This is a genomic window from Bacteroidales bacterium, assembly GCA_029210725.1.
GTDB lineage: Bacteria > Bacteroidota > Bacteroidia > Bacteroidales.
This window is the reverse complement of the sequence record JARGFM010000009.1, coordinates 49,781-64,840: the sequence shown is the minus strand read 5'-3', so window position 1 is coordinate 64,840 and position 15,060 is coordinate 49,781. Positions and strand designations below refer to the sequence as shown.

Below are 15,060 nucleotides of genomic sequence, written 5' to 3'. Positions count from 1 at the left end.
TCTTCCTCCTTGTTGGTTTAAGGTTTCTTAAGGTACTATTTCCATTCCCAGGATGCCGGGGAGAAATGGTAGTCCCCTTCTTTGATCTCTGCCAGAAAGATAGACCCGATATCATTCCATGAACCGTCCAGGATGATCGGACCTGTAATTCCTTCGTAACCCTGGAAGGTTTTCAGATCGGTAAGTTTATCCCGGATCAGTGCCTTGTTGAGTCCTACCTTCTCGATGGATTTAATAATCAGGTTCATCCCGTCATAAGCATGTGCTGCAAAAACATCCGGCTCCATTCCAAAGCGTTTTTTATAATTTTCCTGAAAGGCTTTCAATTGAGGGGAGTCCGCTTTGGGATTGTACTGGCAGGTGGTGATGATGCCCTCGGCATTTTCCCCGGCAATTTCCAGGAAATCCGGATTGACTGAGCGGTCCGAGGCATAGATGGGTTGTTCCATACCCATCTCCCTGATCTGGTTCACGATCATCGCCATGGAATTAGCATTCCCCCAGAGTAAGATGGCATCGGGATTCGAGTTCTTCATCCGTTCGATCTGTGCGTCAAAGGTGGTTTCGCCCTCATCGTAACGGACCTCCAGAACCAGGGGATAGCCAATTCTCAGGGCGGCGTCCCGGAATTCCATGATGCCCACCCTCCCGTAGCGGTTGTTGGCACGTAACACGGCTACCCGCTTATGTTCCATCTTGCGGTGGATATAATCCACCAGGGCGTAACTGCTCTGGCGGTCATCGCCGATGACCCGGATAACCCAGGGGATGGCTGTTTCGGTGAAGGTGGGATCGGGGTCCCCGCAATTGACGACCGGTATCTCGAGTTTCAGGGCGACCCGGATGGCCACGTGGGAGTTCACATCATCGATGGTGCCCAGAACAGCCCAGGCGCCTTCGTCATGCATTTTAACCACCTCGTTGGCTGCTGCCCCCCAGAGTCCCACATCGTTGTGCGGCATGACCTTGAAGGGAAGTCCCTTATAGCCCCCTCGCTTACTGGCCTCTTCGGCTGCCAGCATGGCTCCCTGAAGCAACTGGTTTCCCTGCGGGGACAATACATCGCCGGACAGCGGAGCCAGCACACCGATCCGTACTTCTGAAAGCCCGGTGGGTTCCTTCTTTTCACGTCCGGCTCCCAGGAAGGGTTGAGGCTCATGAAAATGGTAGATATAGGCATCCTGGTAGTTTCCGTAAGGAAGCATTTCACTGGGTGTCTTCCCATAGTTATCATCCTTCTCCTGGTACCTCTGCGCATTCAGATCCGGGGGCGAAGAGAGTACTAACAGCCCTGTTAGGCCCAGGAGAATTGTCCTTGCTATATGTTTGCTATGTTTCATGATTCGATCCATTGAGATTCCGTTCATGCTTAATTGATTCTGTGACCGCGGCTCAGACCGTAGGAGGTGGCCACCCAGATGGTGTCATCCCCCTGGATATCCATCCCGATGGTAAAACTGTGGGCGATCCCGGTGGGATCCTCTTTGGTGGAGGCGTTGCCATCCTTCCAGTAGAGCCGTCTTCCTCCCTGATCTGTTTTCTGGTAGCTGACCCACTCTTCACTGTTAAAGCTGCTGAGTCCTTTGTCCGTACAAAGGTAGACCACATCATCGACTGCTCTGAGAAAGTTGATAAAGTTGCTGGCCAGTCCGCTGTCATGATCAAAATAGCCTTTCCAGTGGGTCCCGTCGTAACGGCTCATTCCAAAGTAGGTGGCTACCCAGAGGATGCCGTTGTCAAAGGATACCGCGGTGGTAATATCGTGAACCACCCCGTCGTCGGGGAAGAGGTCGATTTCCATTTCGCCATCCGGGTCCACATAGTCCCGGAAAGTCTGGTTTTCTTTTTGCCATTCGATCACTCCACCGCCCCAGGCAGCAATCCAGACCTTGTTATCCCCGGCACAGACACTGTAGGTCCATGGTTCGTGCATGGGAGCATTACGTTCCGTGTAAATGGCCCATTCTTCCTGGTAGGTGTCGTAATGTCCTGCTCCGCCACCGGTGGCACACCAGACATCCTTGCCATCGCAAATCACCGAATAGATCACATCATTGGCCAGTCCGCTGTTAAACTGGGTGAAAGTCTCAAATTGCCCGCCCGAATAACGGTTCAATCCTCCCAGCGTTCCGATCCAGACATCGCCGGTAAGCTCGCTCACATCAATGGCAAGCACACCGGGGTGGGCCAGTCCGTCCTCCTCGGTAAAGGTTTTAAATTCGTCATTCTCATAAAGAACCAGTCCGTGGCTGGTACCGATCCATACCCGGTCGCCGTCGGCTCTCACACAATAGACCTTGTTGGCAGGCAGACCATTTTTAGTTGTAAAGGTTTCCCAGTTGCCGAATTCCGGCAGGGTACTGTTTTTTTCTTCCGGCTCCGCGGCCATCAGTAAGACCGGGACTACCATACATAGACCGGCAATGAACAGTGCTTTTTTCATTCTTGCTTATTTTTTTTTGACACAGAGGCTTCATAGATTTTGGCTTCCTCCATATAGTTTTTCGCATCCCCGAGCGACTTCAGGTACTCGACCAGGTCGTTTAACTGATCTTTAAACATATCATTGGCCACTCCGTGCTCGTCGTGGTCATTGAATTTGGTCCAGATCTCCTCCAGGGTTGGGGCCTTCCCGTCGTGCAGGTAGGGGGCCGATTCATAGACATTGTTTAGCTGGGGGACGTCAAATTTCATGGGATCGTCCGAGTTGGCCAGGGTCCCTACATCGGTCATCTCCAAATTGGTGAAGTAGGGAGGCGGGTGACAGGTGTGACAGCGGTTCTTTTCAGGTATTTCGTTGCCAAAGTTATCGTGGGTCCGGTAAAAGATCTCCTTGCCCCGTTGTTGTTTGGCTGTCAGTTCCCCTGTGGGATTATATCTGAGATTGGGCGGATTCGGAATTCCGGTTACGATATAGGCCACCAGGGCATCCAGCTCTTTGTAGCTAAAGGCCTCGTTCCGGGTCAGGATGGTGGAGAAGCGCATGCCGTCCTGCTTGTAGATAGTCTGGTTCTTTCCGTTCCACTTATAGGGAGGGATATCTCCTATATCCCTCAGGGTTTGCACATTAGCCAGGTTTCGTCCCATGTCCGTCCCCGCCATATTGTAGACCAGTCCGTCCTCGTGGGCATCAGGGTGACAGGTATAGCAGGCATACTGGTTCTGGAAAGTTCCACTGGCATTGTTCAGGACCTGCCGTCCGTGTCGGGCCACGGTTCGCCTCCGGGGCCCTTCCAGCCCGATGGTTCCAACCGTTTCCAGACTTTCCGTATTGATCACTGCAATCCGGTCGTTCAGGCGTTCGGCTACGTAAAGCAGGCGGCCGTCGGGCGACAGCACCATCCCTTTCGGGTTGGCCCCGGTGGGAATGCGGCCGATGACATAGCGGCTGCTTAATCCCAGGTGATTGGCATAGTCCTCCAGTTCTTCGTCCGGGACTTCGGCAAGTACCTGGCGCAGTTTTTCCAGGTCGATGGCAGTTACCTTGTTTACCGCCCCGTGCGATACAAAGGCTCTTTTCCCGTCCGGAGTGATTACCAGTCCGAAGGGATCGGCATAAAAGGCATTGGGTTCGTCGAGAAGCAGCTGGACCATACGTCCGCTTTCCCTTTCGATAATGCCCAGTCCCTGGGTCATCATCCAGCCCCTCTCGATCTGTATAGTGGGAATAAGGTTCTTCGGACGGATCAGGGTGGCCAATACCAGGTCGCCCGACGGGCTTACATCCACCGTTTCCATGATATAGGCATCCTGGAACATTTTGCGGTCGCTCACCCGCTGGTATTTGGTGCTGGTCACGGTTAATTCGGTCAGGGGATGGGTCATATGGGGGACATCCACACTGCGGCGGCTGCTCACGTAGACCTCGCTGCCGTCGGGCGTCATGGCAGCCGAGACAGGATTGTTCCCGGCTTTCAGGCGCCTTCGCTCCTGCATATCAGCCAGGTCAAAGACCGAAATATCATTGGAATAGGAATTCACGCACCAGAGGTGCTTTCCATCCGGACTGATCACCAAACCCGCGGGTCCGCCTCCGCTCAGCAGGGTATCGACCACGCGCAGGCTTTCCAGATCGATGCGGTAAATATTATCGGCCCACTGGTTGCTTACATAGGCACTTTGTCCGTCGGGACTCAGGGTCACTGTGTGGGGGCGCAGTCCCACGGGAATCTTTTCCAGGACCTTTCCCTCTTCCGTATCTACCACGATCACTTCGTTGGATTCCTGTCCCACCACATAAAGGGTGCTGCCATCCTGAGAGATGTCCAGCTTATAGGGGGATACGTAGGTTTCGTTTATCAGTTTGGCGATGAAATTGTCCTTCTGGGTGTAGATGTGACAGCTCCAGCAGGTCCTGGGATGATCGTCTGTGGCCGTTATATAATTCACGTGTCCGCGGGCCCATCGTCCTCCAAAAATAAGAACCGCTGCAAGGACCAGTACAATCGCTCCGCTAATCAATATGCCTTTTATTCGTATCATTTTCTGCCTCCTCTCTTATTGCCTTGCTTCTTTTTGTTGGCTTGCCAGTATCACCGGGTCTTCTTTGATCGCGTGAGGCTGGTAGTTCCGGGGGGCCAGTTCCGGGTCCACATGGCAGCCTGTACAGGCCCTGCGCTCATTGGGTCGCAGATATATCCAGTCGGAGGGTCCCCGCACGATCTCTCCCTGGTTGTTCAGGGTTTCCATGTAAAAGGGAGTATCCGCATCCAGTTTCAGGTAGACCGATCCATCGTCCCTGGCCTCCACCACGGCCAGCTCACCCTCCAGGGTTGAAATACGGATGCGGTCGGCCAGACTGTCTCCGGTGATCCCTTCATTTACCGGCAGCATGCTGTGGTTGATATTCTGGGTCATCAAAATGGCGGTGGGATTTGCAGGATCCACCGGGCTGGGCAGGATCTTCGGACGGGGTTCCACCCTGGAAACTACCAGCGGATCCACCAGATGTTTATCTCCAAGGAAAAGGGCTTCGGGTTTTCCCGGACGGCGGGGATCGAACTGGTACAGGCCGTAACGGTCGCCGTCAACCGGCAGATAGCTGACCAGGCAGGAGCTGTCAGCCATCGGGGTGACCGAGGCAAAACTTCCACCCAGCTCTCCGGACAGGTTCTCAAAGCTGTGCAGCGGACGGCGGTGCAGCACCCTGCTCACCTGTTCGTCCGAACTGATAAAATAAATATAGCCATCCGCTGATTCCAGTCCCCCGCTCACGGGAAGCAAGCCGCAGCAGCCGGGGCTGTAAAGTTCTGACTTGGTTCCGTCGGGGCGCATGATCAAGAGCTGTGCTTCCCGGTTTTCCGGGTATACCTGCCGGCTGGAGTACAGGATGCGGCCTTCCCGGAGTACACTGGAATAGATGTTTTCTGCCGGATGGTGGGTGAGTTGTGTCAGGCAGCAACCATCCATCATACACTTCCAGAGGTTCCGGACCTTTTTACCCCGGACTTCGCCTTCCCGGCTGAAAACCACGCTGCCGTCGGGCAGAGAGGCCGGATGAGTGCAGTTCTCAGGCAGATTGCTTACGCGGCTTACCTTTCCTTTTTTAAGGTCCAAAACCCAGATCTGCCAGGGATCGCCTTCTTTCTTCCGTCCCTGGAAATAAAGGTAGCGTCCCTCGTGGGAGAGGGAGGGCGAGGCGCTGCTTTCAAAATCACTCAGCAGGGCCCTGGAGTCCTTCTCCTTGTCTGCGGGATCCAGAAGCACCAGCTGTGCCCCTTCCAGGGTTCCGGGCAGGCCATCCAGTTCCACCGCGATAACTTTTTCCTCAAACTTATTGCCACTGCAGGAGAAACCGGCCAAACCGGCCAGACCGGCGTAAACAGCCAGCCTGAAAATTCTCAGCCATTTGCCGCTTCTGTTCATTCGTTTGTTCATTCTTCTGTGATGCTAAGGATCTGGTTGATTTCCGGATTTTCAATCCGTTGTACTTTACCGGAGGGCCATTTGACCTCTACAAAATCAACAGTTTCGGCATCGCCCAGTCCAAAATGCAACCGGTGATCGTTCTGAGAAAGGTAACCGGTGGTACTTCTTCTGACCCCTACCTGTTCCCTGTCGCCTGCTGAAATTTTCACCAGGGCACCAATGGCATCCCGATTGCTCAGGGTGCCAATCAGCTCAAAGGTGATCCAGTTGTTCTCATTACCACGGTTGTTGCGCAGGAATGAGCCATAATTGTCCAGGTTGACCACGTAGCCATCCAGATCCCCATCGTTGTCGTAATCGCCAAAGCAGGCGCCCCGCCCCACGTTCTCTTCCTGGAAGTAGGCTCCCAGTTCCACGGAGATATCCACAAACTTTTCCCCGTCCATATTTTTGAATATCTGATCCTCCTGCCCGTAGAGGTGCTTCAGCTCACCATTGGCCTTAAACAGATCCACCCTTCCATCGTTGTCATAATCAATAAAGGAAGAAGACCAGCCCACATGCTGGGCTGCGGCCATGGAGATGCCCGAAGGGTAGGCCATATCCCTGAAAACACCTCCGCCCTGATTCTGGTAAAGAGAGCAATAGGTATCGTCCGACATAAAGACATCGATCAGGCCGTCGCCATTATAGTCGGCAAAGTCCACGGACATGGAGATGGTGGCCTCCCCGGCCTGGTTAAAGGCCATCCCTGTCTGGGTTCCTTGATCCACAAAGCCTTTGCCTTCCAGGTTATGGTAGATATTATTGACCATATGGTCATTTGCGACGAAGATATCGACCCAGCCATCTCCGTCGAAATCGGCTGCACCCACCCCCATGGCCCGGCCATCCGGATTGGCGATCCCCATGTCTTCGGTTACATTTTCAAATGTATTGCCGCCCAGATTATGATACAGCGCATCGATCTGGCCGTCATAGGCCATGGGACCTGGAAATCCGTCCGGTTCGTAAAAGTAACCGTAATCCGGGTCGTATTTAATGTAGTTGCCCACATAGAGGTCCAGCAGTCCGTCGTTATCATAGTCCAGCCAAACAGCACCCACACTGCACTCGTTACCAGCCACACCCGCTTTTTCACTGATATCCGTGAAGGTTCCGTTCCCATTGTTCAGGTAGAGCACATTGGGACCGAAGTTGGTGATATAGATTTCGGGATAACCGTCGTTGTTGATATCCCCCACGGTCATGCCCATGCCATAACCCGTATCTCCCACACCGGCTTTTTTGGTTACATCCTCGAAAGTACCGTCTCCCTTATTTCTGAACAGTTGGTTGGTATGTACTTTTCCATCATGTTCTCCTTCGCTAAGCCCCTCGGTATAAGAGCCATTGCTCATGTAGAGATCCAGGAAACCGTCTTTATCGTAATCGAGGAACACGGCACCCCCACCGACGGTTTCCACCAGGTTGTCCATATGATGGTCGCCAATGCTGTGCTTGAAATTGATTCCGTTGTCGGGAGAGATCTTCTGGATAAAATCCCCGTTGTCCTCGGGAACAGTGGCCCTGATTTGTTCAGACTCCCTGATCTTTTTGCCGGGCGACTGGCATCCTGCCATAAATAGGATGAAAGCTGACACGAGGGTCCATGGTGCAAGTTTCATAGATATAGTTTAGGTTTCGGGCTTAAATATAGTAAAGAAGTATTCTAAATAGGGCCCGGATATTGAAAAACATGGGGCCTTTTAACCTATTTTAACACTGTGTAAAATCATTCAACAATCCCGTATCCCTGCCGGAGGGTGTAATAACTGTCCGGTGCGGGTCCCGGGAAGATCTCCCGGGTTCCATCGGACCAGTTGATTTCCAGGCTGTCAATCTTTGGATTCTTGCCCAGGCCGATATGGAGCCTGGGATCGCTGCTGGAGAGGTAGGTGGTGGTCCACTGGTTAATATGGACGGACTTCTTCTCTTCCCGGTGGACCACCAAGGTGGCACCTATGGCCGCCGCGGCCCCATGTTCCCCCTCCAGGGTAAGCCCGATCCAGTGGTTTGCGTTATTGCAGTCGTTTCGGAGCAAAACCGCATTGGCTTTCAGGTCCACATGCGACACAATAATATCCAGATCACCATCATTATCATAATCCCAGATGGCCGCAGCCCGTCCGGAGCGTTTCTCTTTGAAGTAGGGGCTGAGTTTCATACCCACATCGGTAAAACGTCCCTCCCCGTCATTCTCCATCAGAAGGGGATACTGCAGGATCAGCTCTTCGCCGTTGCCATTGGCAGAAAAGAGATCCAGATCGCCGTCGTTATCATAGTCAAAGAGAGCCGAAGCCCATTGTCCCTTCCCTGCAAAGGCGCCTGCGATACCACTCTGCCCGGTAATGTCCCCGAAGGTTCCGTTCCCCAGATTGCGGTACAAGGCACCGTAGCGCAGGTCGGGCACCAGCAGATCGATGAGTCCGTCACCGTCCACATCCCCGATGGCCCCGTGCATGGAACCCGTTGTTTGTCCGTGACTGTTTACGGCCACACCAATCTCCACTCCCACTTCACTGAAAGAGCCCCCGTCGTTGCGAAACATAAAGTTTGCCTGGTGGTCGTTGCCCTGGAACATATCCAGATCACCATCCCGGTCATAATCATAAACGGTCAGGCCCATGCACATCGATTCGGGATAAAGAAGTCCCAGCTCTTCGGTAACTTCCAGAAAGCTGCCGTCTTCCTGCTGCCGGTACATCAGGGAGGCCTGTCCCTTATATTCCGAAGGATGTGGCATCAATTCCGGTGTGACCGGGGAGACATATCCGGGATCAAAGGCCAGGAAATTGCCTACAAAAGCATCCAGCCTGCCATCCAGGTTATAGTCCCAGAATGAAACGCCCACGCTCCATTTAGGAAAACCGTTCAGGCTGTCGGGTCCGGCCAGTCGAAGTTTATCAGTGATATCGGAGAAGGTGCCGTCCCCGTTGTTCCGGTAGAATACATTGGGACCGTAGTTAAGCAGGTAGAGGTCCTGGTCCCCGTCCTGGTCTATATCGACCGGTCCTGCCGCCATGCTCCATTGACGGTTATCCAGACCTGCTTTTTCCGAAACCTCTTTAAAGGTACCGTCCCCCTGGTTGTGGTAGAGCCGGTTAGGGGTGTTTTCAAAGATTCTACCCTCCTCATCCGAGATTCCTTCCAGCCAGGTTCCGTTCATCATATACAGGTCCATCCAGCCGTCTCCGTCATAGTCAAAAACGGTCACTCCCGAACCACTGCTCTCCAGGATGTTTTCATAGCTATAGTCGCCGAAGTTGTACATAAAATCAACACCGGCTTCGGAGGATACCTCTGTAAAGCAGTAGGACGGGGTATCACAGGAAAGCGGAGTAAAGAGGTAAATACAGCACAACAGGAGGAGCCCTGTTCCGTTTCTCACGTTCATTATCTTAAGGTTTGCGCAAATATAATCAATTGATTCTTTCAGGAATATAATCTCCATTTTTGCTATATTAGCCCCGATCAATTTACGTAATCATGGCTAAAAAGGGATCAGTCCGTCAAGTCGAACTTCATTCCAATGAGGTGGAAGATATGCTGGGAAGGGTTCCCGGATGGATTACCAGGAACGGGATGATCCTCTTCGTTTTTCTCCTGGTGCTTCTGCTCCTGGGAAGCTGGATTTTCAGGTATCCCGATATTAAAAAGGCCAGGATTGTGGTTACTTCCGTGAATCCCCCGGCCGACCTGAAGGCCAGAAGCAGCGGAAAGATAGTTGGATTGTATGTCGTTAACAACCAGTTGGTTAAAAATGGAACGGTGTTGGCTATGATTGAAAATCCCGCCGTTTATGACGATGTGGTTCAGCTGAAGAACAGCCTGTTATTTCTTGATACCATAGCCATCGAAGCGATCACCGAAGATCTGACCGAGATGAAAAATGTGAAGCTGGGTACCATTCAGACGCATTATTCCATGTTTCTGAAGGTTTACCGCGATTATATGGAGTTCAGAAGGATTGATTATCATCAGAGAAAGGTGGAGACCGCCCGTACCGAGCTTGAGAAGCAGCGGGAATACACCCGGAGCCTGTCGGAGAGAATCGCGATCCAGGAGCAGGCCTATGAACTGGCCCTGCGACAGTTCAACAGGGACGCTTCTTTGTTCGAGGAGGGGGTCATCTCTGCCTCGGAACTCGAAGAGTCGCGCTCGGAGATGCTTAATGAACGAAATAAGCGTCAGGAGATTATCAGCCTGATGGCCGAAAATAATATCAGTATTTCCAGGACCGAGAACCAGATTGTGGACCTGGAGCTGAAGCAGCAGGAGGAGCGTTCCGGAATGATCTCGGCACTGGGGGAGGCATACAGCAATCTGAAGGCTGCTATCACCTCCTGGGAGCAGACTTATCTCCTGGTGGCCCCGGTGGACGGAACGGTTACATTTACCCGCTTCTGGAGTGAAAATCAGAATGTCAGGCAGGGTGAGAAGGTACTAACCATCATACCGGCCGAATCAGGCTCGATGATCGGCAAGATCAGCCTTCCCCTGGAGGGAGCAGGAAAGGTAAATGTGGGAAACCAGGTCAACATTCAGTTTGATAATTTCCCGCACCTGGAATATGGCATGGTCAAAGGCTTTGTGAGCAATATTTCCGGGGTTTCAGATGATGATTTTTACACGGTCGAGGTGGAACTGCCCGACGGGCTTCGTTCATATTACGATTACGAGATTCTTTTCAGTCAGAATATGCAGGGAGATGCAGAGATCCTGACCGATAAAAAAAGGCTGCTTGAGCGGGTATTGAACCCTCTGAGGTCGGCCCTTTCAAAACAGGCTGAAATGTGATTTCACGAAACAGTCTTCTGGCCCTGCCCTTACAGCTGGCCTGTCTGCTTATCTTCTTTTAGAACAGTAGAGAAAACAGTAATTGGTGAAGAAGCTGTAAATTTTAGCAGATGTTTTATAACTTGCGTCCTCATTTTAACAAGCTCTTAATTATACCCCACCATGTCAGGAGTTCGAAATGGAATATATATAAGTGTACCATTGATCCTGATGGCTGCTATTGTCGTTTTGGTGTTTCTTCCTTTTAACAGGGATTCTTCTGTGAAGCAAGATGTTCAAATCAGTACCGTGGAGGTCGGCAAGGTGGTGCGGTCTTTTCCGGGAGAAGGCGTGGTGGAACCTCATAGCGAGGTCATTATCCTGAGTCCCGCCTCCAGCATTATTAAGGAGATCCTTAAGGAAGTAGGTAACCATGTGAACGAAGGTGAACCTATCATTATCCTGGATCCTTCACCGATACAGTCTCAGGTTGAGAATATCCAGGACCAGCTCGAGGTGAAGCAAAACTCTTTGAGGAAAAACCGGCTGAATGCCCGGAGCACCAGGGTGGATCTGGATTATAATGTGCAGGTGAAGAAACTCAGGATCGCCTCCCTGAAATCTGAGCTGGCCGATCAGGAACAGCTTCTGGAGGTTGGAGGAATCTCCCCGGCGAAATTTGAACAGACAAAGCAGGAACTGGAACTGGCCGAACAGGACCTGGTGATGCTTCAGGAGAAGAACTCCATCAAGCTTCAGCAGTTGGAAGCCGATGAGGAGGGATTAAGACTGCAGATCGAAATGCAGGAGAAGGAGCTGGCTGTAAAAGAAGGGGAACTGAGCAAGATGATTATCCGGGCCCCTTCCGCCGGGATCATTCTTTCGGTAAGGGGTAAGGTTGGCGAAAAGGTCGATAAAGACAGGCTGCTGGTTGAAATGTCGGACCTGACCAATTTCAAGATTCAGGGTAAAGTGGATGATGACTATTCTGAACAAATAAAAACAGGCACCAGGGTTTATGTGGAACTGGATAATGAAAAACTGACGGGAGTGGTGGGGACCGTCAATCCGGTGATCCGGGACCGGATGATTGAATTTGACGTGAACCTGAGGGAAAGCAATCATTATAAATTGCGGCCAAATCTGAATGTGAGTCTGGAAGTTGTTATTGCAGAACGCGATAGCGTATTAAGGATCCATAACGGTCCGGCCCTGAGCCGGGGGGAGGAGCAGCAGGTGTATGTGTTGCAGAATGGGAATGTGGTTGAACGTATGATCAGGACCGGACTCCGGACCGAGGAGTATGTGGAGGTTCTCGATGGGCTTTCTGAAGGTGAGCGGGTGGTTCTTTCTGATTTTTCCTCCCTGAAGGACATGGAAACACTGGAGGTCAGGTAATGAAAGGAAACTATATTCTCGGATCAACGGTTTTTCTATTGTTTTGTGCATCCATGCGGACCATTGCGCAGGATGCCGAACACGTTTCCCTCAGTCTTCGTAATGTGGTGGATATGGCCATATCCCAGTCCTCTTCGGTAAAGTATGTACAGAACCGCGATGTAAATTACTATTGGCGCTGGAAGAACCACCAGACACGATTTCGTCCTCAACTCACACTTTCGGGCAATCTGCCTGATTTTGAAAACCAGACAAAACCCATTATTCAGCCCGATGGAAGTGTTATTTTCAACCAGGTTACACAGTTGGAGACCTCTGCGCAACTGGCTATCAGTCAGCCGATTCCCCAGCTTGGAGCTTACGTTTATGCCGCATCGGGAATTGTCCGGCTGCAGGATTTTAATAACAGCACGGTTGGCTTCTCAGGGGTCCCGGTAAGCGTGGGTATCACGCAGCCCCTGTTTGCCTACAACTGGATGAAGTGGTCGCGTAAAATAGAACCCCTGATTTATGAGGAGGCACAAAAACAGTTTATTGAAAGCATCGAGGAGATCTCCTACAATGCCACCTCCCGTTTTTTTAACTATCTCAAGATACAGACCGACTATTCCCTGGCCGAAAGCAACCTGGCAAACAGTCAGGATAACCTGAAGATAGCAAAAGTGAAGAAGGAGCTGGGTAGCATTTCTGAGAATGATTTCTCCAGGATTCAGCTCTCCGTGTTTAATGCTCAGAAAGCCCTGAATAATGCGCGGATCAATTTAAAAAATGCCGATTACGAATTAAAGAAATATATCGGGCTGGATCAGAGCAAGGTGATAGAGTTGATTATTCCCCTGGATATGTTCCTGTGGGAGGTGGACCCGGATGTTGCCTTAAAAAAATCGATGGAAAACAGGAAGGAGTCCCCGCAGTTTCAGAGAAGGCTTATCCAGGCAGACCAGGAACTGACCAGGGCCAAACGCGAAGCCGGGGTCGGTGCCACTCTGAATATGAGTTACGGGGTGTCGAACAGCGCGGACAGATTCGGGGGTATTTATGAGAATCCGGAGCAGCAGCAGAATATTGCTCTTTCGCTGAGTTTGCCAATTATGGATTGGGGGCGATCCGAGTCCAAAGTGAAGCTGGCCGAGTCACAACGTGAGCTGGTGCTCTATGATGTGGACCAGGACAAGCAGGATTTTCAGCGGGGAGTGGTCGTGCAGGTGGAACAGTTTAACCTGATCAAATCACAAATTGCCACTGCCGAGGCGGCCGATATGGTGGCCGAGGAGGGTTATGAAATTGCTTTGAAGAAGTTCCAGAACGGGGAGATCAGTATCACCGATCTGAATATTTCCTTGCAGGAAAGGGAGGGGGCCAAGAGAGATTATATCCGTTCCATTGAAAACTACTGGGAGTCCTATTACCGCCTGAGGGAGATAACGCTCTATGATTTTGAGTTCCGGCAAAAAATTTATTACACCAATCCCATGTTGACCTATGAATAGTAGCTCCGGGTCTTTGGGGATATAAGATCAACAAGATGAAACGTAGAATACTGATAGCAGCAATAATGGCTGCAGCGCTCAACCTGCAGGCCCAGGAATGGGAAAATCTGTTTAACGGGAAGAACCTGAAAGGCTGGGAAAAGCTCGATGGATCGGCCGAGTACCGGGTGGAGAACGGAGAGATCATCGGGGTGTCAAAAACAGGAACACCCAATACCTTTCTGGCTACCAAAAAGCGATACGGGGATTTTATCCTGGAGTATGAAATGAAAATGGATCGCGGGCTCAATTCGGGGGTGCAGTTCCGTAGTGTGGCCCAACTGCCCGATGGTTCGAAAAGGGTCAATGGCTACCAGGTGGAGTGTGATGATCACGACAACAGGCCCTGGGCAGGAGGTATCTATGAGGAGGCTTCCAGGGGCTGGCTCTATCCCATGTCGTACCGCATGTCTGCGACTGAAGCGAACAAACGCGGCGAATGGAACAAGATCCGGGTGGAAGCTGCAGGCAGCACCATACGGACCTATATCAACGGAGTCAATTTTGCGAATCTGGTGGATGATGCCCGCAGCGAAGGAATTATTGGCCTGCAGGTGCATGGGATCGGAAATGATTCGAGTCTGGAAGGTAAGGAGATCCGCTGGAGGAATATCCGGATACTGACAGAGGAACCAGGAAAGCATATGCTTACCGGTGTGGAGTTATCCCCGGAAGTCAGTTACCTGGACAATCTTCTTACACCCCGTCAGCAGGAGGCAGGATGGAAACTCCTGTGGGACGGGGAGAGCAGCCAGGGGTGGAGAGGAGCCAGGCTGGATGGCTTTCCTGAAAAAGGATGGAGTCTGGAGCATGGTCTTCTGACTGTTCAAAAGAGCGGGGGGGGCGAATCGGCTAATGGCGGCGATATTGTCACCCTAAAGAAGTACAGGGATTTTATTCTGGAGGTGGACTTCAGGATCACAGAGGGGGCCAACAGCGGGATAAAATACTTTGTGGATCCCGATCTGAATACCGGGGCCGGCTCGGCCATAGGATGTGAATACCAGATCCTGGATGACAAGAACCATCCCGATGCAAAAATGGGTATTGCAGGAAACCGGACTCTTGCCTCCCTGTATGACCTGATTAAGGCCGATGCACTGCTTTACGGGCAGGACAACACCCCCAAGCGCTTTAACGGGGTCGGGAGCTGGAACCGGGCCCGGATCGAGGTAAAAGGTGCCAGAGTGGCACACTTCCTGAATGGGATCAAGGTGGTGGAGTATGAGCGGGGGACCCAGATGTGGAAAGCGCTGGTGGCCTCCAGCAAGTACGCTGACTGGCCCGCATTCGGAGAGACCGGGAGCGGACATATCCTGCTCCAGGATCATGGAGACGAGGTAAGTTTTAAGAACATCAAGATCCTGGAGCTTTAGTCATTCTTTAACATTTCTTAAGATTTGCACTTCCCGAAAATCTCTATATTTGTGGACCAATAGTATCCCGG

The 15,060-nt window shown here is 51.7% G+C and carries 10 protein-coding genes; 4 read left to right on the top strand and 6 right to left on the bottom strand.

What is annotated here, in order from left to right; all coding sequences use genetic code 11:
* Positions 1–35: 35 nt before the first annotated feature.
* From P1P86_06680 to P1P86_06655, 6 genes are all read right to left on the bottom strand, one after another.
* Complete coding sequence (locus tag P1P86_06680) at positions 36–1,367, bottom strand: ABC transporter substrate-binding protein (protein MDF1574863.1); 1,332 nt, start codon at positions 1,365–1,367, stop codon at positions 36–38.
* A gap of 2 nt (positions 1,368–1,369) precedes the next feature.
* Positions 1,370–2,443 carry a hypothetical protein gene (locus P1P86_06675; GenBank protein ID MDF1574862.1) on the bottom strand — a complete coding sequence of 358 codons (1,074 nt, stop codon included), beginning with the start codon at positions 2,441–2,443 and terminating at the stop codon, positions 1,370–1,372.
* Positions 2,440–4,482 carry a beta-propeller fold lactonase family protein gene (locus P1P86_06670; protein MDF1574861.1) on the bottom strand — a complete coding sequence of 681 codons (2,043 nt, stop codon included), beginning with the start codon at positions 4,480–4,482 and terminating at the stop codon, positions 2,440–2,442. Before P1P86_06670 ends, P1P86_06675 begins: the two co-directional genes overlap by 4 nt.
* Before the next feature lie 15 nt (positions 4,483–4,497).
* Positions 4,498–5,877, bottom strand: coding sequence for a hypothetical protein (locus P1P86_06665; GenBank protein MDF1574860.1), 1,380 nt, complete (start codon positions 5,875–5,877; stop codon positions 4,498–4,500).
* Positions 5,874–7,535 (bottom strand): CRTAC1 family protein, encoded by a 1,662-nt coding sequence (locus P1P86_06660; GenBank protein MDF1574859.1) that lies wholly within the window; start codon positions 7,533–7,535, stop codon positions 5,874–5,876. Before P1P86_06660 ends, P1P86_06665 begins: the two co-directional genes overlap by 4 nt.
* Positions 7,536–7,642: 107 nt before the next feature.
* Positions 7,643–9,304: a CRTAC1 family protein gene (locus P1P86_06655; protein MDF1574858.1), complete on the bottom strand. Its 1,662-nt coding sequence runs from the start codon at positions 9,302–9,304 to the stop codon at positions 7,643–7,645.
* A gap of 92 nt (positions 9,305–9,396) precedes the next feature.
* On the opposite strand from P1P86_06655, the gene P1P86_06650 reads away from it, so the two are divergent.
* The 4 genes from P1P86_06650 (at position 9,397) to P1P86_06635 (ending at position 14,989) form a co-directional block, all read left to right on the top strand.
* Positions 9,397–10,707 (top strand): HlyD family efflux transporter periplasmic adaptor subunit, encoded by a 1,311-nt coding sequence (locus P1P86_06650; GenBank protein ID MDF1574857.1) that lies wholly within the window; start codon positions 9,397–9,399, stop codon positions 10,705–10,707.
* 162 nt (positions 10,708–10,869) lie between these two features.
* Positions 10,870–12,084 carry an HlyD family efflux transporter periplasmic adaptor subunit gene (locus P1P86_06645; GenBank protein ID MDF1574856.1) on the top strand — a complete coding sequence of 405 codons (1,215 nt, stop codon included), beginning with the start codon at positions 10,870–10,872 and terminating at the stop codon, positions 12,082–12,084.
* Positions 12,084–13,574 (top strand): TolC family protein, encoded by a 1,491-nt coding sequence (locus tag P1P86_06640; protein ID MDF1574855.1) that lies wholly within the window; start codon positions 12,084–12,086, stop codon positions 13,572–13,574. The genes P1P86_06645 and P1P86_06640 overlap by 1 nt, the downstream gene beginning before the upstream one ends.
* Positions 13,575–13,609: 35 nt before the next feature.
* Entirely contained in the window at positions 13,610–14,989 is a 1,380-nt protein-coding gene (locus P1P86_06635; GenBank protein MDF1574854.1) for a DUF1080 domain-containing protein, read from the top strand.
* The last annotated feature ends 71 nt before the right edge of the window (positions 14,990–15,060 follow it).

Bases quoted from the DNA above. Each gene is read 5' to 3' on its own strand.
- P1P86_06680 (MDF1574863.1), bottom strand. From the start codon at position 1,367: ATGAACGGAATCTCAATGGATCGAATCATGAAACATAGCAAACATATA.
- P1P86_06675 (MDF1574862.1), bottom strand. From the start codon at position 2,443: ATGAAAAAAGCACTGTTCATTGCCGGTCTATGTATGGTAGTCCCGGTC.
- P1P86_06670 (MDF1574861.1), bottom strand. From the start codon at position 4,482: ATGATACGAATAAAAGGCATATTGATTAGCGGAGCGATTGTACTGGTC.
- P1P86_06665 (MDF1574860.1), bottom strand. From the start codon at position 5,877: ATGAACAAACGAATGAACAGAAGCGGCAAATGGCTGAGAATTTTCAGG.
- P1P86_06660 (MDF1574859.1), bottom strand. From the start codon at position 7,535: ATGAAACTTGCACCATGGACCCTCGTGTCAGCTTTCATCCTATTTATG.
- P1P86_06655 (MDF1574858.1), bottom strand. From the start codon at position 9,304: ATGAACGTGAGAAACGGAACAGGGCTCCTCCTGTTGTGCTGTATTTAC.
- P1P86_06650 (MDF1574857.1), top strand. From the start codon at position 9,397: ATGGCTAAAAAGGGATCAGTCCGTCAAGTCGAACTTCATTCCAATGAG.
- P1P86_06645 (MDF1574856.1), top strand. From the start codon at position 10,870: ATGTCAGGAGTTCGAAATGGAATATATATAAGTGTACCATTGATCCTG.
- P1P86_06640 (MDF1574855.1), top strand. From the start codon at position 12,084: ATGAAAGGAAACTATATTCTCGGATCAACGGTTTTTCTATTGTTTTGT.
- P1P86_06635 (MDF1574854.1), top strand. From the start codon at position 13,610: ATGAAACGTAGAATACTGATAGCAGCAATAATGGCTGCAGCGCTCAAC.